General features: G+C 73.6%; 12 protein-coding genes. 7 read left to right on the top strand and 5 right to left on the bottom strand.

All coding sequences use genetic code 11. The features are described from left to right. Positions 1–90: 90 nt before the first annotated feature. Together ACF1A1_RS33905 and ACF1A1_RS33900 are read right to left on the bottom strand one after the other, a co-directional pair. Positions 91–1,173 (bottom strand): sugar ABC transporter substrate-binding protein, encoded by a 1,083-nt coding sequence (locus ACF1A1_RS33905; RefSeq protein WP_392005131.1) that lies wholly within the window; start codon positions 1,171–1,173, stop codon positions 91–93. Next, positions 1,170–3,704 (bottom strand): SpoIIE family protein phosphatase, encoded by a 2,535-nt coding sequence (locus tag ACF1A1_RS33900; RefSeq protein ID WP_392005129.1) that lies wholly within the window; start codon positions 3,702–3,704, stop codon positions 1,170–1,172. Before ACF1A1_RS33900 ends, ACF1A1_RS33905 begins: the two co-directional genes overlap by 4 nt. A gap of 461 nt (positions 3,705–4,165) precedes the next feature. On the opposite strand from ACF1A1_RS33900, the gene ACF1A1_RS33895 reads away from it, so the two are divergent. The 4 genes from ACF1A1_RS33895 to ACF1A1_RS33880 all read left to right on the top strand — a co-directional run bounded on the left by ACF1A1_RS33895 (position 4,166) and on the right by ACF1A1_RS33880 (position 9,834). After that, positions 4,166–5,254 (top strand): substrate-binding domain-containing protein, encoded by a 1,089-nt coding sequence (locus ACF1A1_RS33895; RefSeq protein WP_392005127.1) that lies wholly within the window; start codon positions 4,166–4,168, stop codon positions 5,252–5,254. A gap of 37 nt (positions 5,255–5,291) precedes the next feature. Further along, positions 5,292–6,074, top strand: a complete 783-nt coding sequence (locus ACF1A1_RS33890; RefSeq protein ID WP_392005125.1) for an ATP-binding cassette domain-containing protein — start codon at positions 5,292–5,294, stop codon at positions 6,072–6,074. A gap of 89 nt (positions 6,075–6,163) precedes the next feature. Further along, positions 6,164–7,351, top strand: a complete 1,188-nt coding sequence (locus ACF1A1_RS33885) for a sugar ABC transporter permease (protein ID WP_392005308.1) — start codon at positions 6,164–6,166, stop codon at positions 7,349–7,351. An 887-nt stretch (positions 7,352–8,238) separates the two neighbouring features. Continuing rightward, complete coding sequence (locus tag ACF1A1_RS33880) at positions 8,239–9,834, top strand: alpha/beta hydrolase (RefSeq protein ID WP_392005123.1); 1,596 nt, start codon at positions 8,239–8,241, stop codon at positions 9,832–9,834. A 239-nt stretch (positions 9,835–10,073) separates the two neighbouring features. Here the strand turns inward: ACF1A1_RS33880 and ACF1A1_RS33875 are convergent, their stop codons facing one another. Further along, positions 10,074–12,194: a SpoIIE family protein phosphatase gene (locus tag ACF1A1_RS33875; protein ID WP_392005121.1), complete on the bottom strand. Its 2,121-nt coding sequence runs from the start codon at positions 12,192–12,194 to the stop codon at positions 10,074–10,076. Between the two features lie 338 nt (positions 12,195–12,532). On the opposite strand from ACF1A1_RS33875, the gene ACF1A1_RS33870 reads away from it, so the two are divergent. Further along, positions 12,533–13,318 carry a hypothetical protein gene (locus tag ACF1A1_RS33870; protein WP_392005119.1) on the top strand — a complete coding sequence of 262 codons (786 nt, stop codon included), beginning with the start codon at positions 12,533–12,535 and terminating at the stop codon, positions 13,316–13,318. Further along, positions 13,279–14,019, top strand: a complete 741-nt coding sequence (locus ACF1A1_RS33865) for a DUF1775 domain-containing protein (protein WP_392005117.1) — start codon at positions 13,279–13,281, stop codon at positions 14,017–14,019. The genes ACF1A1_RS33870 and ACF1A1_RS33865 overlap by 40 nt, the downstream gene beginning before the upstream one ends. A gap of 68 nt (positions 14,020–14,087) precedes the next feature. On the opposite strand, the gene ACF1A1_RS33860 is transcribed toward ACF1A1_RS33865, so the two are convergent. Beyond that, on the bottom strand, positions 14,088–16,106 hold the full coding sequence (locus ACF1A1_RS33860) for a transporter substrate-binding domain-containing protein (protein ID WP_392005115.1): 2,019 nt from the start codon (positions 16,104–16,106) through the stop codon (positions 14,088–14,090). A gap of 491 nt (positions 16,107–16,597) precedes the next feature. Between ACF1A1_RS33860 and ACF1A1_RS33855 the strand changes: the two genes are divergently transcribed. Then, positions 16,598–17,734, top strand: a complete 1,137-nt coding sequence (locus ACF1A1_RS33855) for a PP2C family protein-serine/threonine phosphatase (RefSeq protein WP_392005113.1) — start codon at positions 16,598–16,600, stop codon at positions 17,732–17,734. An 18-nt stretch (positions 17,735–17,752) separates the two neighbouring features. On the opposite strand, the gene ACF1A1_RS33850 is transcribed toward ACF1A1_RS33855, so the two are convergent. Further along, on the bottom strand, positions 17,753–18,631 hold the full coding sequence (locus ACF1A1_RS33850) for an SDR family oxidoreductase (protein WP_392005111.1): 879 nt from the start codon (positions 18,629–18,631) through the stop codon (positions 17,753–17,755). Positions 18,632–18,674 lie beyond the last annotated feature (43 nt).

The following is an 18,674-nucleotide window of genomic DNA, read 5'->3' as shown; positions in this document are numbered from 1 at the left end:
CACGGTCGCACCGGGCACCCGACCCCGCAACACAGCGCCACAGCGTACGAACGGTGAGTGACGACGGGGGTCCGCGGTCCGGATCTTCCGCTACCGGCCGAGCCCGGCCTTCTCGCAGGCGGACCGCAGCGCCGGGGTGCAGATCTGGCCGACGGTGTACACCCCGTCCTTGACGAGGGTCTCCTCGATGGTGTCGAGCGTCACCGCGGTGGGGGTGAGCAGGACGGACGGGATGTCCTGGGTGGTCGGGCTGTCGGTCGTCGTGGTGGCGGTGTCGCGGATGTCCTCGCCGCGCCCCAGGGCGACGGCCATGGCGGCGGCCGCGGCGGCTTCTTCCTCGAAGGACTTGTGGACCGTCATGTACTGCTCGCCCTTGACGATGCGCCGTACGGCGTCGAGGTCGGCGTCCTGGCCGGTGACGGGCGGCAGTTCCTTGACGCCGGCGCTCTTGAGGGCGGCGATGACGCCCGCGGCTATCGCGTCGTTGGCGGCGAGGACGCCCTGGATCCGGTCCGGGCCCAGGGCGGCGATGGCCGCGGACATGTTGGCGTGGGCGTTGTCCGCGCTCCAGCCCCGGGTGTCGTAGGACCGGCCGATCCTCACCTTGCCCTTGATGACGGACAGCGCCCCGTTCCGGTACCACGCCGCGTTGGGGCTCGTCGGATCGCCGTTCATCATGACGACGTTCCCGGTGTCGGCCTTGTCCCCCATGGCTTTCAGCAGGGCCTCGCCCTGGAGCCGGCCGACCTGGGCGCCGTCGAAACTGACGTAGCCCGAGATCGGGCCCTCGGCGAGCCGGTCGTAGGCGACGACGGGGACGTCCGCCCTGCGCGCCTCCTGGATCGAGGAGCGCAGCGCCCTGGTGTCGGCGGCGTCCAGGATCAGCACCCGGACCCCTTTGGTGATCATGGAGACCATCTGCTGGCGCTGCCGCGCCGCGTCGTTCTCGGCGTTGGCGTACTCCATGGTGCAGCGGTGGCAGAGCTGCTTCAGACGCTTCTCGATCAGGGGCTTGTCGGAGTGCTCCCACCGCGGGATCGCCCGGCTGGGGAGGAGCAGGCCGACGGTGAAGCCGTCCGTGTCCCCGGATTCCTCGCCCGCGCAGGAGGCCAGGGACATCGCCATGAGGGCGGCGAGGAGTGCCGCCGTGAGGTGTCGCGTACGGGCTCTCATGGCGGCCCTCCTGAGGGCGTCAGGTGCGCCGGGTCCGCGGGAGCCGGCTCGCGCCGGGGCACGACGATCTCGCTCCACACCTGCTTGCCGCCGGCCACCGGCACCGAGCCGAAGGCGTCCGACATCGCCTCGACCAGCAGCAGGCCTCGTCCGCCGGTCGACTCCCAGTCCACGATCACCGGCTTGGCGGGCGCGCGCGGCGAGGAGTCGCTCACACAGACGCGGACCCGGTCCCCGCGGAGCATCAGGTCGATGCGGACCGGGCCCTGGGTGTGCACCAGGGCGTTGGTGACGAGTTCGGACACGACCAGCAGCACCGCGTCGGCCGTGTCCTCGACCTGCCACCGGCGCAGCGTGCGCGCGGTGAAACGGCGGGCGTGCATGACCGCGTCCGGCAGCCGCCACACCGCCCAGCCGGCCTTGATCGGCCGGGTCTTCATGCCGTCGTAGCGCAGCAGCAACAGCGCCACGTCGTCCTCGCGGCGGCCGACGTCACCCAGCAGCGCGTCGGCCATCCGCCCGGGGTCCGCCGGTTCGGCCGCCGCGAGCGCGGCGCGCGTGCGGTGCATGCCCTCGTCCAGGGGCAGGTCGGAGGCCTCGACCAGGCCGTCGGTGACCAGGACGAGCACCGTCCCGGGGGCCAGGGCGAACGTGGTCATGGGGAACTCGGACTCCGCGAGCACGCCCAGCGGGGGCCCGCCCTCCACCTGCACCTCCTCGGTGCTGCCGTCGGGATGGCGGACCAGCGGTGAGAGGTGCCCGGCCCGGACGAACAGGATGGTGCCCTCCTCCATGTCCACCTCGGCGTAGCAGCAGGTGGCGAACAGGTCGGTCTCCATCCCGACCAGCAGCCGGTTGGCGTGCGAGATGACCACGTCCGGCGGGTGGCCCTCCACCGCGTACGCCCTGACCGCCGTACGCATCTGGCCCATGATCGTCGCGGCTGCGGCACTGTGTCCCTGGACGTCGCCGATGACCAGCGCCACGCGGTCCTCGGTGAGCGCGATGGCGTCGTACCAGTCACCGCCCACCTGGAGACCCTGCCGCGCGGGCAGATAGCGGGCGACGGCCGTCCCGCCGGGCAGTTCGGGCAGCCGCCGGGGCAGCAGACTGCGCTGGAGCATCGTCGCGAGTTCCTCCTCCGCGTCGTGCGCGTGCGCACGCGTGAGGGCCTGTCCGACGAGCGCCGCGACGGCGGTCAGGAAGGACCGCTCCTCGGAGACGAACTCGTGCGCCTGGTCCCAGCCGACCAGGCACACGCCGACGACCCGGCCCTTGGCGGGAAGCGGCAGGAGGGCCAGACCGCCGGTGCCGACACCCGCGAGACCGGGTTCGAGCGCCGTCCCGGGCGGCCACAGATCGATCCGGCCGTCCCGCAGGGCCGTCCGCAGGACGGGCAGGGCGCCGACCGGTAGGCCGGGCCGCTCCGGGCGCCACGCGGCACGCCATGGCTCCGGCCACGCGGCGGGGTCCGGCGGGTCGAGCACGCTGACCGTGAGCCGGTCGCCCTGCGCCTCGGCGAGCACCACCCGGTCGGCGCCCAGCTGGTCCCGCAGCGCGGTCACCACGATGCGGCCGACGGCCGGGACGGTCATGGCCTCGTCGAGCTCGGCGGTCAGCCACTGGATCCTGGAGACGTCGCCGGCGCCGCGGCGCAGGACCGAGGCCGCCGTCATCACCCCCAGCACCCGCTCCGACAGGTCGTCGGCGCCCGTCACCACCTGGCACCACAGGCTCAGCCAGCGCGTCTCGCCCGTGGGGCAGCGGACACGGAAGTCCAGTTCCCGCCGGCCGAACGTCTGGGTGGTCGGTTCCAGGACCGACATCAGCGCGTGCATGTCCTCCGGCAGGGCGTGCGCGAGCAGGGTTTCCGCCTTGCCGTCGAAGGAGTCCGGCGTGATGCCGACCAGTTCGAGCAGGGTCTCGTCCGCCTCAACCAGGCCGATGTCCGGCACCAGGACGAACGAGCCGACGCCCAGCTTCCGCAGGGCGGGGCCGAGGAGCGACGACGGCCCGGGGCGGCCGGCCCCGAGGTGCAGCACTCCCGCGACCGCGTCGGCGTACCGCTCCAGGAAGCGCCGTCGCTCGTCCTCGAAGCCCTGCGCGTCGGTCCCCGCGACGACGAGGCAGCCCAGTTGTCCGCCCTCCGTGCCGAGCGGCAGCGCGGCGAGCGACACGTCGGACCGCGGCGGCGTCGGCACGCCCTCGCCGTAGGCGGCGAGGGCCGCGGAGTTCAGCCACAGGGGCCGGTTCGTACGGAAGGCGTGGGCCGCGGGTGAACGGCCCGACAGGGACAGACGTTCCGGCAGGCCGTACGCCGACGGGGTGCGTCCGGCCGTTTCGACCAGCCGGAGCTCTCCGCTCCCCCGGTCGGGCACGTAGACGGCGGCCAGCACCGCTCCGGCGAAGACCAGGGCCCGCTCGCTCGCGGTGGACTCGGGCGCCGGAGGGGGTGCCCCCGTGTCTGCGGCGCCGGCCCCGGGAGCCGGCGGCTCCGAGAGTCCGGCACGGGCACGGCCGTCATGAGGCATGTCCGCGACCTACCTCCCCGTACAGGCAGCGGGTGTCGACAGGTGGAGATCCGGCACCCACCCACCAGAATCGCATACACGGACCAAGTGGACAGATCGGGTGGCTGTACTGCGTTCGCCGATCGCCGTGGCCGGTGTCACACTGACGACGTGGCCGTCTTGCCGCTTCCGCGCGGTGCGTTCCAGGCGGACGGTCGGCGCCCGCGTCGTCGTCTGTCGGCTGCTCCACGAGCGCCGCAGCCGCGCCAGCCCGTCCACGCCGACGTGGCCATCCGGATCACCCCGGCCGCCTCCGCCCCCGCGCCCCGCCGGCTGCCGCCGGTACGGCCCCACCGTCCCGCACACGCGTCCTCGACGCCACTCCGCGCCCCCGCCGCGCCCGCGTCCGCACCCCGCGCCGACCTCGCCCGTCAGGACGCCCGGGCCTCGCGCCGGAGGCCGGTCGAAGGGAGGTCTTTCGCATGAGGGCCTGCATACGGGGCGCGGCCCTGGCCGTGACCGCGATCTCGACGACCGTCGCCCTGGCGGCCTGCGGGGAGAACACCGGGACCGACTCCGGCGGGGGAGACGCACCGAAGATCGGTCTGCTGCTGCCGGACGCCACCACGGCCCGCTGGGAGACCCACGACCGGCCCCTGCTCGAGAAGGAGATCAAGGAGCTGTGCGGCGACTGCGAGGTCGAGCACACCAACGCGAAGGGCGACTTGGCCCTCCAGCAGCAGCAGATGAACTCGATGATCACCAAGGGGCTCGACGCCATCGTGCTCGTGGCCGTGGACGCCAGATCGCTCGGCGCCGAGGTCAGGAAGGCGGACGAGGCGGGCATCCCGGTCATCGCCTACGACCGGCTCTCCGAGGGGCCGATCTCGGGCTACGTCTCCTACGACGGCGAGGAGGTCGGCCGGCTCCAGGGCAGGGCCCTGCTGAAGGGCATGGGTGAGAAGGTGGCGGACGGGCAGATCGTGATGATGAACGGGGATCCCAGTGACCCCAACGCGGTCTCGTTCAAGAAGGGCGCGCTGTCCGTCCTCACGGGCCGCGTGAAGATCGGCAAAGCGTACGACACCCTCCAGTGGAGGGCGGAGGCCGCGAACATGAACATGTCGGGCGCGATCTCCGCTCTCGGCGCAGGCAACATCCACGGGGTGTACGCCGCCAACGACGGCCTCGCCGCGGGCAGCATCTCCGCCCTCCGAGCGAACAAGGTCGACCCGCTGCCCCCCGTCACCGGGCAGGACGCCGAGCTGGGCGCCGTGCAGCGCATCGTCAGCGGCGATCAGTACATGACCGTCTACAAGCCCTTCGCCCCCGAGGCGTCCGGCGGCGCCGCCATGGCCGTGGCCGCGGCCCGCGGCGAGAGTCTCGACCGGGTGGCCACGGACACCGTGAGGACGCGCGGCGGGAGGACCGTTCCCGCCCTCATGCTGACTCCCCTGTCCGTGACCGTCGACAACATCAAGGAGACCTTGGTGAAGGACGGCCTCTACACCGTTCAGCAGATCTGCCCGGCCCGGCTCGGGGCCGCGTGCAGCAGGGCCGGACTCACCTGACGGGCGGGCGCCACCGGATCCGGACCCGGGAAGGAGAGTGGTTTCCGTGCCGGCTACCCCCTTGCTGGCGCTCCACGGGGTGTGCAAGCGCTTCGGCGTCGTCGAGGTGCTCAAGGACATCGAGCTGGAGATCCACGCCGGACAGGTCGTCGCCCTGCTGGGCGACAACGGGGCCGGCAAGTCCACCCTGGTCAAAGTGATCTCCGGTGTCGCCCCCGCCGACAAGGGAGCCGTCGAGTGGGAGGGCCGGCCGGTCCACATCAAGCGCCCCCACGACGCCCGGGATCTCGGCATCGCCACCGTCTACCAGGATCTCGCCCTGTGCGGAAACCTCGACGTCGTCGGCAACCTGTTCCTGGGGCGGGAGATCCGCCGGTTCGGGTTCCTCGACGAGATGGAGATGGAGCGCCGCACCAGGCAGCTGCTGGAGCGCCTGACCCGGGACCTCCCCGATCTGCGCGCCCCCGTCGTCTCCCTGTCCAGCGGGCAGCGGCAGACGGTCGCCATCGCCCGCTCGCTCCTGGGCGACCCACGGGTCCTCCTCCTGGACGAGCCGACGGCGGCTCTGGGGATCAAGCAGACCACCGAGGTCCTGGACCTCGTCGACCGGCTGCGCGACCGGGGTCTGGGAGTGCTGCTCATCAGTCACAACATGGGGGACGTCAAGGCTCTCGCGGACCGGGCTGCCGTGCTGCGGCTCGGTCGCAACAACGGCTTCTTCGACGTGAACACCGCGTCCCAGGAACAGATCATCTCCTCGATCACCGGCGCCACGGAGAACGTGCCGCGCCGGTCGGCCCCCCAGGAGGCGGCGTGGTGAAAGGGACGCGTGGCAAGGCGGACACCGCTCAGGCCGAACCCGTCACGCCCGAACCCGAGGAGCGCCGGCCGCGGCGCGGGTTGGCCGTCATGCGGGCGGTGGAGGACGGCGTCGCCGCCTTCCGGCGCAGGCTGAGCGCCGGTGAACTGGGCTCGCTCCCCGTCGTCCTCGTCCTGGCCGTGGTCTGGATCATCTTCCAGTCCCTCAACGAGAACTTCCTCTCCCCCCGGAACCTGTCCAATCTCAGCGTGGACATCGTGGGCACGGGGCTGATCGCGGTCGGCATCGTCTTCGTGCTGCTGCTCGGGGAGCTCGATCTGTCCGTCGGCTCGATCAGCGGCCTCGCGGCGGCCGTCTTCGCCGTCCTGAACGTGAACCACGGGGTGCCGGAGTGGCTCGCCCTCGTCATGGGGGTGCTCGCCGGCACCGTGGCGGGAACCGTCCAGGGCTACTCCTTCGCCAAGACCCGGGTGCCGGCGTTCGTCGTCACGCTCGCGGGGCTGCTGACCTGGAACGGCCTCATGCTGTCCATCCTCGGGACCAGCGGCACGATCAACCTCGAGGAGAACGGGCTGGTCGCCCGGTTGACCAGCTACCACTTCACCCACGACGGCGTCGCCTACGGCGTGGCGGCGGTCGGTGCGGGCCTGGTCTTCCTCGTCTCCCACCAGGACCGGCAGCGCCGCAAGGCCGTGGGCATGCCGCACCGCTCGCTCCGGGCCATCGCGTTCCGCACGGGGGTGGTCGCGGTGATCGCCTTCGCCACCGCGTATCTGCTCAACCGGTTCCAGGGGCTGCCGCTCGCCCTCCTGATCTTCCTGGTGGTGGTGGCGGGCCTCGACATCGTGCTCCGGCACACGCACTACGGGCGGCAGGTCTACGCACTCGGCGGCAGCGTCGAGGCGGCCCGTCGCGCCAGCCTCAGCGTGATCCGCGTACGGACCGCGGTGCTCGCGGTCTCGGGCACCATGGCCGCGGTCGGCGGCCTGTTCCTGGCCTCGCGCATCACCTCGGTGAGCCAGAACTCGGGCTCCGGCGTCCTGCTGCTCAACGCGATCGCGGCGGCCGTGATCGGCGGCACCAGCCTGTTCGGCGGGCGCGGTACGACCTGGTCCGCGGTGCTCGGCATGCTGGTGATCCAGTCGATCGCCTCGGGCATGGCGATCACGGACACACCCGCCGCCCTCCAGTTCGTCATCACGGGCGGGGTCCTCTTCGCCGCGGTCGTCATCGACTCCCTCTCCCGACGCTCACAGGAGGCACACGGGCGGGCCTGACCCGTCCGGCCCCTTCCCGGGGGGCTTTCCGGGGGAGGTCGTGCCACGGGCAGTCGTGCGGCGGCGAGGGATGGGGGATGGGGGCCGCGGACGGGTGCGGGCCACGGGCGGGGTTGCAGGCAGGGGGCACGGGCGGGGCCGCAGGTGAAGGCCGGCCACGGGCGGGGCGGCAGGTGGAGGCCACGGGCGTGGGGCCACGGGTGCGGGCCGCAGGGGGGAGCCACCGGCAGGGATCACCGGCGTGAGCCGCAGGCGGGGACCAAAGGCGTGAGCCGCAGGCGTGAGCCGCAGGCGTGAGCCACAGGCGTGAGCCACAGGCGTGAGCCACAGGCGTGAGCCACAGGCGTGAGCCACAGGCGTGAGCCACAGGCGCGGACCACAGGCGGGGACCACAGGCGGGGACCACAGGCGGGGACCACAGGCGTGAGCCACAGGCGGGGACCACAGGGGAAGCCTCCGGCAGGGATCACCGGCGGGAGCCGCAGGGGCGAGCCACCGGCGGGGATCACGGGCGGGAACAACCGGCGGGGACCGCAGGCGCGAGCCGCAGGCGCGAGCCGCAGGCGCGAGCCCCGGAGCTCCGGGGGCCGGCAGGTCCCCCAGGCCACCCCGCCGTTCTCGACCGGCTCCGCCCGGCGTGAGCGCGGTGGCCTCGACCGGTCGCGGTTGCGCGATCGGCTCCGCCGTCACCGCATCACTCCCCGCTTCGCCCGGGCGGGCGTCCCACGGCCGAACACCTCCACCCGACATCCGGCCCGTTTCGCCACGGGAACCGCGAGGAACGACGTCCCGGAAAAACCTGACTGACCATCACCATCCTTGTCCCACAAGGATCTTCACACCATGCTGTGTTCCGTCTGTGAACCCTGACGCATGGAGGAACATCCTTGCCTTCCAACCCCCCACCGGCCACGCGCTCCAAGGGGCGCCGGAGACTGGCCCTCGGGGCCCTGGTCACCGCGTTGTTCGGACAGTTACTCACCGGTCCCGCGGTCGCCGCGCCCGCGACCGACACCCCGTCCCCCGGGCGCATGGCCTGGGAACCCTGTGCGTCGCCCTCGGGTGAGGGCGGCTTCGAGTGCGCCACCCTCGAGGTGCCCGTGGACTGGAAGCGGCCGCGGGGCGCCACCATCGATCTGGCGCTCACCCGGCACCCGGCCACCGACCCCGAGCGCCGCATCGGCTCGCTGCTCATCAACCCCGGTGGGCCGGGCGGCTCCGGGGTGGGCTTCGCGTTCAGCGCCCCCGACGCCTTCTCGCCCGAACTGCTCGAGCGTTTCGACATAGTCGGCTTCGACCCGCGTGGCGTGGGCCTGAGCAACCCGGTGCTGTGCGACGAGGACCGGGTGTCCGCGCAGGCCGCGCTGCTCTACCCGGACAGTGCCGCCTCCTTCGCGGCCCTCCGCGAGGCGAACCGCGCGCTCGGCGAGAACTGCCGCGACCTCACCGGCCCGCTCGTCGGGCACATGGACACCGCGAGCGTCATCCGCGACATGGAGGCGATCCGCGTCGGCCTCGGCGAGAAGCGGATCAGCTACTACGGCGTCTCCTACGGCACCGGCATCGGCCAGCAGTACGCCGAGCGCTATCCGCACCGCGTCCGCGCGATGACCCTCGACTCGAACATGGACCACAGCCTCGACCGGTGGGCCTACCAGAAGACCGAGACGGTCGCGATGGAGGAGTCGTACGGCCAGTTCGCCGACTGGTGCGCCCGCACTCCGTCCTGCGCGCTCCACGACCGTGACGCCCGCGCCCTCTTCGACTCGCTCTACCGGCGCGCCGACGCCGGCGAGCTGGTCCTCCCGGGCGAGCCGCCCTACACGGTCACCCCCCAGGACATCCAGGGCCTCGCCTTCGGCTACATGTACGACCCGTTCACCTGGTTCCGGTTCGCCGAGGAACTCGCCCAGCTCGACGCCGCCGATCCCGCGGCCGCACGGTCCCTCAAGGCGCGGGGCGAGCCGACGGAGTTCGCGTACCTGCCGGTGATGTGCCAGGACTACGACTTCGACGTGCCGTCGTACGCCACGCTCGCCCGCTTCGAGCGCCAACTCGCCCGCCTCGCCCCCGTCACCCGTCTCAGCTCGCTGGCGTGGACCGACCTGACGGGTTGCCAGGACTGGCCGACCGAGGTGACCAACCCGCCCCACCGGCTCCGTGTCGACGGCACCCCGCCGATCCTGGTGACCAACAGCCGTTACGACGTGGCCACCCCGCACTCCTGGGGCTCCAACGCGGCCCGCCAGATCGGCCGTGAGGCCGTGTTCCTCACGTACGACGGCGTCGGTCACGGCGACTACTGGCTGAGCCCGTGCGCACGGGACGCCATCGACACCTACCTCATCACCCTGAAGGCCCCCCGCAAGGGCACCCACTGCCCCGCGGTCTGGCCGACCGGGCCCTCCGCCCAGCGGCAGACACCGGGCGACGGGCTCGTCAACCCGCTGCCCGAGCTGGTGGGTACGGGGGCGCGTCGCTGAGACGCGTGACGCGTCCGCGGTGACCCGGTTCCGCGGGTGAAGGGGCACGCGCCGACCGCCGGCCTGCGGGCACCCCCGCGTGCTCCTCCACCCGGAGTCGACGCCCCGTCCCGCCGTCCGGCGCCGTGGGCGTGCGCGGGTGTCCGGCGGCGGCCGAGGTGCCGGGACGGCGGCGCCCAGGCTCGGGCCGTTCTCGGTCCGGCCACCGGCTCGGTCGGGCCCGGCCGCCCGAACCCCCGTCAGGCGCCCGGCACGTACTGGAGGACGAGGAGTGCGATGTCGTCGGTGCGCTGCCCGGTCGTGCCCGCCTTGCTCAGCAGGTCGTCGATGAGCCGGTCGAGGTCCCGGTCGTCGGCGTGTGCCAGGTGGCCGGCGAGGCGGGAGATGGCGTCGTCGAGGTCGACCCCCGGGGTCTCGATGAGGCCGTCGGTGTAGAAGGCGAGCATCAGCCCCGGCGTGAGCGGGATCTCCGTCACCGGGTATACGGCGTCGGGGTCGATGCCCAGCAGCGGTCCGGGCGGCACGTCGACGGGCCGGGTGTCGCCGTCGGCGAGACGCAGGAGCGGGGGCGGGTGACCGGCGCTGGCCAGGGTCACGCGCCCGCCGGCGAAGTCGAGGTGGGCGTAGAGGCAGCTGGTGAACAGGTCGGGGGCGAGATCGGTGAGGAGGCGGTTGGTCCTGGACAGGACGTGGTCGGGCTTCGTGCCGAGGGTCGCGTGCGCGTGGACACCGGTACGGACCTGTCCCATCAGCGCGGCGGCGGCGACGTTGTGGCCCTGGACGTCGCCGATGACGGCCGCGGCGGCGGTGTCGCCGAGCCGGATCACGTCGTAGAAGTCTCCGCCGATGTCCATCCCCCAGGTGGCGGGCAGGTAACGGGCGGCGACCCGCAGGCCGGTGACCCGGGGAAGGGTGCGCGGGAGCAGCGCCTGCTGGAGGCCGTGGGCGAGCTCGTGTTTGGCGTCGTACAGACGGGCGCGGTCGAGTGCCTGGGCGACGAGCCCGGCGAGCGACGCCATGACGGCGCGTTCCTCGGCCGGGAACTCGTGGGGGTGGTCGTAGGACAGCACGCAGATGCCGACGGGACGCCCGGAGATGATCAGCGGCAGGAAGGCCCAGGCCTGCTTGCCGCTGGTCAGGGGCGCGTCCGGGTAGATGCGCCGCATCTCCTCGGGGTCGGAGAAGAAGGCGGGGATGCCGCTGCCGATGGCCTGCCCGGCCGGGGTGAGGGAGGTGTCGAGGGGCAGGCCGTCGAGCTGCTCGATGGCCTCGGGGGTGTAACCGCGGTACCCGGTGATCCGCAGCCGTCCGCCGTCGGCGATGGACAGGACCAGGCCCTCGGCGCCGAAGGCGGGCAGGATCTGGTCGGCGACCAGGTTGATGACGTCCTGGACGCCGACGACCTCGGTCAGGGCGGCCGCCAGGTGGGTGAGCTGGTAGAGCTGACCGGCGCGGGCCGGGGTGGACGTGCCCGAGGACTGGCGGGGCGCCGGTGCGGGCGGGGGCGCGGCACCGAGGGGAACGATGCGGACGCTGATGCCGCTGGCGTCGGGATAGAGGTGGAAGTCCAGCCACTGGTCCGGTGGGCGGCACGCGATGAAGGAGACGGGCTCACGGCCGATCACGGCGGCACGGTAGCGGTCCTCGTAGGTGGGGTCGTCCAGCCAGCGCAGGGACTGCCACGGCAGGGTGCCCAGGAGCTGACCGGCGGTGCGGCCCAGCAGGACGCAGGCACCGGAGCTGAGGTAGGTGAAGTGTCCTTCCGGGTCCAGGGCGCAGCTGCCGCCCGGGAGTCGCTCGACGAAGTCGGCGGCGGCCAACGCCGGGCTCGCGAGCCGGTGACCGGTTCCCGTGGCGAGGACCCGGGGCCGTTCGCCACCGGGCGGGGGCTTGCCGTGCTCGACGGCGTCCTCGATCAGCCGGGCCAGACGCCGGCAGCTGGACTCGATGTGACCCCGCTCGCGCCGGGTCATGAAGGGCGGTCGGGTGGCCGGCCACATCAGCAGCAGGGCTCCCCACCGCCGGCTGCCGGTGACCGGCGCGGCGACCATCGCCAGCGGGTAGGGAAGCGCCATCGCCGTCCGCGGATAGGAGTGGGCCATCTGGCCCTGGCTTCCGACCCACACCAACCGGTCCTCGCGTACCGCTTCGGCCACCGGGGCCGGAGCCGCCAGCGCGACCCTCGCCCACGGATCGGCCATCCCGGCCGGCACCCCGCACAACACGTCCAGACACAGGACCTGTTCGTCCGGGGCGAGCAGATACAGGGCACCGATGGACGCGCCGGTGCGCCGCACCGTCTCCGCGAACGCGGCATCCAGTGCCTCGGTGCCGGTGGCCGGATCACCGGTGCTGGTCACGAGGCACCTCCAGCGTCACGGGGGCGGCTGCCGGAACGGCTGCGTGCGGCCGTCCGACCGCGCCCCTACGGGGACGGTACGCCCCTGCGCAGTGGTCGCGCGGCCTGCGGGACATCGAATCCCCTCGGTCGTCACTCTCCCTCTGCCACTTGGTCGTTTTGTCATGTTGTGACATGGTATCCGGGTATCCGGCGGGGTCGGTCGTACGCGAGGGTCCGGGTCCGCGCCAACCGGCTCGAAACGGCTGAACCGCTCGAAGGGTGCGGACGGGGACGTGTCGGCGTCTTTCCCCGACCTGCCTGCCGACGGGCCGGGCCGTGCCCCATGATGAGCGGGACATGCACCAGCCCGTCACGACGCCCCGCGCGCCCCTGCCCGTCCTGCGGGCCGCCGTGTTCGCCGTCGTCGGCACGGTGTTGGGGATGAGCGCCCACCATCTGCTCGCCGAGGGGCCGGTGCCGTGGGCGCCGGGCACGGCCGCGGCCGTCGTCCTGTTCGGACTGGGGCTGGCCGGCACGCGCCGCCCGCGCCGTCTGGTCACGGTCGTCGTCTTCGGCGTCGTCGCCCAGTACGCGCTGCACCTGTGGCTGACGTCCACCGCGCGCCCCCGGCCCACGACGGCGACGTCCTCGCACCCGCACGGCGGACACGTCCACGACGCCGTCGGCGTCCTCGACGTCCCCACGGGCCGGCCCGGGCACGGGCATGTGCACGACTCGCTGGCCATGACGGTCGCCCACGCCCTCGTCGCCGTCCTCGTCGCGGTCCTCCTGCACCGGGCGGACGCGGCGTGCTGGACGCTGACCCACGGAGTGACGGCTGCGCTCCACGCGCTGCGCACCCGTCTGGCCGCCGTCCGCCGCCCGGCCTCCGGGCAGCCGGCGGTCTGCCGGGAACGGAAGCCGCCACGCCCGCTGACGGCGGAGGGCGACGGACCGCCGGCCGCGGGGCCGGTCCTCGCCCACACGGTGGTGCGGCGGGGTCCTCCCCCGGCGCCGAACGCTCGCGTCGACCGACCCCGCCGGGGCGCCGGTCCGGCATCGCCGTACGGCCGCCCCGTCCTTCCCCGTGCCTGGAGACCCCCATGTCCCGCATCACCCTGCCGCGCGCCGCGCGGCGTCTGACCGTCGCCGCGGCCGCCGCGACGACCGCCGTCCTGCTCACCGCCGTTCCGGCCGCCGCCCACGTCGAGGTCGAGTCCGACCGGGCCCAGGCCCTCGCGGAGAACGTCGAGATCACCTTCGTCGCCGAGTCGGAGTCCGCCACGGCCGGCATCACTCAGCTGCGGGTGGTCCTGCCCGAGGGCATCGAGCCCGCCGACGTGGTGTACGGCGAGGGCCCCACGGGCTGGACGTTCACCGCCGAGGACGACGGCTACACCGTCAAGGGCCCCGCCGTGAAGGTCGGCGAGAACGCCGAGCACTCGATCGTCGTCCGCCAGTTGCCCGATGCGAAGGAGCTGGCGTTCAAGACGCTCCAGACCTACGGCGACGGCACGATCGACCGCTGGATCGAACTGGGCGGGTCCGGCGGCGACGAGCACGGTCACGGCCACGGGAACGAGGCCCCCGTGCTGAAGCTGAGGGCGGCCGCGCCCGGCGCGCGGACCGTCGGCCCCTCCCCCAGCGCGTCGCCGACCCCCTCCGCCACGGTGACACCGACCGCGGGGGAGACCGCCTCGCCCACCCCGCAGGCGGCCGAGAGCCGGCAGGGCGACGACGGCGGGTTGTCCGCCACCGCCTGGACCGGCATCGTCGCCGCGGTCCTCGTCGTGGCCGCGGCCGTGGTGTTCCTCGTCCGGCGCCGGCGCGGCGTCCAGGAGTAGCGGGCGGGCGGAGTCGGGCGTGACGCGCGGGTCCCGCGCACCGGCGGCGTCCGGTGCGCGGGACCCGTCTACCGGCCCGCGTTGACGACCGCTCGCGTCACCGCGCCGTCCTCGATGTGCCACTTCCTGAGGATCTTGGTGTACGTGCCGTCGGCGATGAGACGGTCGAGGGCCTGGCGTACGGCGTCACGCAGGGCCGGGGCCGTCTTGGCGACGGCGATCCCGTAGGACAGCGGGTCGAGTTGGGCGCCGGTGAGTTCGAGGGGGGTGCCGCCGGTGCGGGTGGCGACGGTGTGGGCCGCGACGGGGAAGTCGTCGAGGCCGGCGGAGGAGCGGCCGTCGGACACGTCCGCGTAGATCTCCTCCTGCGAGTCGAACTCTCTGGGCGTCGGCGGGTCGGGAAACTCCCGGCCGAGGTCGTCGAGGTAGGCGTGGGCGGTCGAGCCGCGCTGCACCGCGACCGTCGTGCCGGACAGGTCTCCGGGCTTGTCGATGCCCTCCGGGTTGCCCTTGCGGACGACGAGCGCGAGCCCGGCGTTGAGGTAGTCGACGAAGTCGACGCCGCTGCCGGTCTTCGTGCCGTGCACGCGTCCCTCCCGGCGGTCCTCGTTGTCGGTCATCGCCGAGACGACCAGGTCGAAGCGGCTCGCGGCCAGGCCGGCGAGGAGCGTGTCGAAGGCGGCGTTGCGGATGTCGACGCGTACGCCCAGCACGCCGCCGAGGGCCTGCGCGAGGTCGACGTCGGCGCCCGTCGGTTCGCCGTCGCGCAGGAACTCCATGGGCGCGTAGGCGAGGTCCGAGCCCACGACGATGGCGCCCTTCTCTCGTATCCCCCGCGGCAGCCGGGCGTACAGCGCCCCGGGCGACGGGCTCCGGCTCGTGGAAGTGGCGCCCGCGGTGCCGCCGCCGTTGTCGTCGCCCGTGTCGTCGGGGAGCAGGGCGCGGGCGAGCGTTCCGCCGCCGGCGACGGTCCCGACCGCGGCGAGCGCGGTGAGGACACGGCGCCTGCTCGGGCCCCGGGCAGCCGACTTCGAGGGGGTGGGCGGCGCGCCGGGCGGGGTGTGTGCGGGGGCGCCCGGCGGTGGTGCGGCCGCGGACGGCGGCCCGGACGGTGGGGTGACCGCGGTCGTACCGGCCGGCAGGAGGGCGTCGGGCACGGCCGGGGACCCGTCGGGGGTGGGGCGCGCGGTGAGGGCGTGGGCGGATCTGGGGTCGGCGAGCCGGTCGGACAGGCGGCGCAGCTCCAGGGCGACGGGGCGTGGCAGCCAGTCGCCGTACCGGTCCGGTGTGTCCGCACGGGCGAGGAGGGCGGCCGGCGTGGGCCTCAGCCCGGGGTCCTTGGCGAGGCAGGACGCCGCCAACTCCCGCAGACTGCCGGGGAGTCCGTCGAGGCGCGGCTCCTCGTGGACGGTGCGGTACATGAGGGCGTGCGGTTCGGCGGTCCCGTACGGGCCGACGCCGGTCGCCGCGAACACGATCACGCCGCCGAGGGCGAAGACGTCCGTCGCGGCCGTGACGTCGGGGCCCGACATGACCAGTTGTTCGGGGGCCATGAAGCCGGGTGTGCCGAGGGCGGTGCCGGTCGTGGTCAGGGCGGTGTGCGCGGCGGAGTACGCGATGCCGAAGTCGATGACACGGGGGCCGTCGGCGGTGAGGAGGACGTTCGACGGCTTGAGGTCGCGGTGCACCAGGCCCTGGGCGTGCACCGCCGTCAGGGCGTGCAGCAGGCCTGCCGTCAGGAGCAGCACGGTGTGCTCGGGCAGCGGTCCGTGGTCGTGCACGGCGTCGGTCAGCGAGATACCCGGCACGTAGTCGGTCGCCATCCAGGGCACGTCGTCGTGGGGCGCGGCGTCGACGACCGGGGCGACGAACGGGCCGCCCACCCGCCGGGCCGCGGCCACCTCACGGGCGAAACGGGTGCGGAAACCGCGGTCGTCGGCGAGTTCGGCCCGCGCGGTCTTGACCGCTACCGTGCGGCCGTCCGTGGCACGGCCCAGGTAGACCCGTCCCATGCCGCCGCCCCCGAGCAGCCCGATGATGCGGAACGGGCCGATCTGCCGCGGATCGTCCTTCCCCAACGGTCGCACCGATACCCCCGCCTGTGCCGTGTCGTCCGGAGGCAGTATTCCGCACGCGGCGGGGCTGCCCGCCGGGGGCCCGCTCGGGGCGTCGCCTCGCCCACGGTGTGTCGGGCGCCGCGTTCGTCCAGGCCGCGGAAGAGCGCCGGGCGCCGGGCGCGGTCGAGTGCGCGGCCCGCCGGAACGCGGCCGGGGCGTCGGCCGGGGCGTCCGGTGCCTCGTAGGCCCTTTGGTGCCCGGAGTCGAGGGCGCCGTCCTCGAAGCGGGCGCCCGCCCCGATCCCCGGCACTGCCCTGTCACTCGGCGGCTTCCCTCCCCCACTTTCCCCGGAGTTCCCGGAGCTTTCCCCCCGGAGTTCCCGGAGTGCTTCGCGGACGGTTTCCCGGGATTCGTGGCGCATGCGCGCGGTCCCGGCCCACCGTCACGCCGCGACGGTGGGCGGATAGTGAGGGAGGGTGTTGTCGAGGGGTTCGTCCCAGGTCTCACGAGCGGGAGGGACGGTGGGTACGTCGAGGGATCCGGACGGCGCGTCCGCGGTCGGCGGTGGGGGCCGGACGACGCCTCCTCTGCGCTGGTCCGTCGTGCTGTTCTGGCTGGTGGGTCTCACGGTGGTCCTGGCGGTCGTCGGGGTGTTCCTGGACCGTGAGACCAGGCTGGCTCCGTTCCTGGTCGTGGTGCCCGCGCTGGTCGCCGGGCGAGGCACCGTGCGGCAGACCGCCGTCGCCTCCGGGTGGGCCACGGTCATGATCATCGGGGCGTTGTTCGACGCCGCGGAGGACTCGGTCGGCGCCGGCGTGGCGACCGTCGTCTTCGCCCTCGTCTTCAACGGTCTCAGCGTCGCGCGGGCGGCCCAGCGGGTCCGCGACGAGGGGGAGATCGCCCGGCTGCGCTCCGCCGCGGCCGCCCTGCAACGGCAGCTTCTGCGGCCGTTCCCGCTGGTGACGGACGAACTCCTGGTCCATGGCCTCTACCAGCCGGTGGAGGAGGACAGCCGGGTGGGAGGCGACGTCTACGAGGTCGTGGCCTCCCCCTACGGCAGCCGTGTCTTCATCGCCGACGTCCAGGGCAAGGGCCTGCCGGCCATCAGCGCGGCCTTCGCGGTCCTGAGTGCCTTCCGCGAGGCGGCCGTGTCCGAGCCCACGCTCACCGGCGTGGTCGACGCCCTGGAGGACGCGGTGCTGCGGCACAACTCGTTCGCGGCGCGGGTCGGCGAGAGCGAGCGGTTCGTGACGGCGCTGGTGCTCGGCGTCGGCTCCGAGGAGGAGGTCCAGGTGATCAACTGCGGGCATGTCGCGCCCCTGTTGCTCCATACCGAGCGGCCGGGACCGGTTCTCCGGGGCGAGCCATGTGTTCCGCTCGGTCTCGACGCCCTGGCTCCGGAGCCGCGCACCGTGGAGTGGTTCGGTTTTCCGTCCGGCAGCACGCTCCTGCTCTGCACGGACGGGGTCACCGAGGCCCGCGACCCCTCCGGCGGCTTCTACCCCCTCGAGCAGCGTGCCGCGAGCTGGGGCGACATCCGCCCCGGTGACGTGCCGGCCACCGTCTACCGCGATCTGCGGCGCCACTCGGCGGGCACGGCCAGCGACGACACCGCGCTGCTCGTGCTGCGCCGGAGGCCGGTGGCCGACATCGGGTGAGGAACTGCCGTACGCCCGTCAGGCCGTCGTCGTCGCGCCGCGGTCGGCCCGGCCGCCGGCGCCGAGCAGGCCCGTGGGGCGCAGGGCCGCCTCGGCCTCCAGGCGCGGCAGTTCGCGTCGGCACCGGCGCAGCACCAGGGGAGGCAGGGCGGCCCGCGTCACCTGGGCCAGCCGCAGCCAGGCGGGCACGTAGACGGCGGTGCGCCGCTGTTCCACCGCGCGCGCCAGCCGCTCCGCGACGGCCTCCGCCGAGTGGACGCGCCGGGCGGGCGGCGGCATCTGTGCGCGCAGTTCACGCAGCACCGGGTACTGGTCGGCGTCCCGGATCATGTCGGTGTCGGTCCAGCTCAGATAGGCGATGCCCACCGCCACACCGTGGTGGACGACCTCCGCCCGCAGCGAGTGGGCGAATGCCTCGACGCCGGCTTTGGAGGCGCAGTAGGCGCTCATCATCGGGGCGGCGCCGATCGACGCGAGGGAGGCGATCTGGAGGAAGTAGCCCGCCGTCCGGTGGAGGTCGGGCAGGAAGGTCCGGGCCGTCAGGGCGCTGCCCACGAGGTTCACCTCGACGACCCGCCGCCAGGAGGCCATGTCCGCCGCGGCGAGCGGCCCCCCTTCGGAGATGCCCGCGTTCGCGACGACGGCCGACGGCGGACCCAGTCGCTCGCGGACCGTCGCGGCCGCGCGCTCGAGGGCCGGTTCGTCGGTGATGTCGGTCGCGATGGCCAGGGCCGGGGTGGGCAGTGAGGCCGCGACGGCCTCCAGCGCGGGTCTCTCGTGGCCGAGCAGGGCCAGCCGGGCTCCACGCCGGGCGAGGGCACGGGCCTGCGCCGCGCCCAGTCCACGGGCGGCGCCCGTCACGACGACGGTCCGGTTCCGAAGAGGGCTGTCTGCCACGGCGTACTCCTTCGGTCCCTGCGGTGATCGCCCACCGGTGTCC

Origin of the sequence: Streptomyces sp. NPDC014995, assembly GCF_043080745.1 — a bacterium.
In the GTDB taxonomy this organism is placed as follows: Bacteria; Actinomycetota; Actinomycetes; order Streptomycetales; family Streptomycetaceae; genus Streptomyces.
Note: the sequence above shows the minus strand (reverse complement) of the source record. Positions and strands in the feature narration are given on the sequence as shown.

Bases quoted from the DNA above. Each gene is read 5' to 3' on its own strand.
- ACF1A1_RS33905 (WP_392005131.1), bottom strand. From the start codon at position 1,173: ATGAGAGCCCGTACGCGACACCTCACGGCGGCACTCCTCGCCGCCCTC.
- ACF1A1_RS33900 (WP_392005129.1), bottom strand. From the start codon at position 3,704: ATGCCTCATGACGGCCGTGCCCGTGCCGGACTCTCGGAGCCGCCGGCT.
- ACF1A1_RS33895 (WP_392005127.1), top strand. From the start codon at position 4,166: ATGAGGGCCTGCATACGGGGCGCGGCCCTGGCCGTGACCGCGATCTCG.
- ACF1A1_RS33885 (WP_392005308.1), top strand. From the start codon at position 6,164: ATGCGGGCGGTGGAGGACGGCGTCGCCGCCTTCCGGCGCAGGCTGAGC.
- ACF1A1_RS33870 (WP_392005119.1), top strand. From the start codon at position 12,533: ATGCACCAGCCCGTCACGACGCCCCGCGCGCCCCTGCCCGTCCTGCGG.
- ACF1A1_RS33865 (WP_392005117.1), top strand. From the start codon at position 13,279: ATGTCCCGCATCACCCTGCCGCGCGCCGCGCGGCGTCTGACCGTCGCC.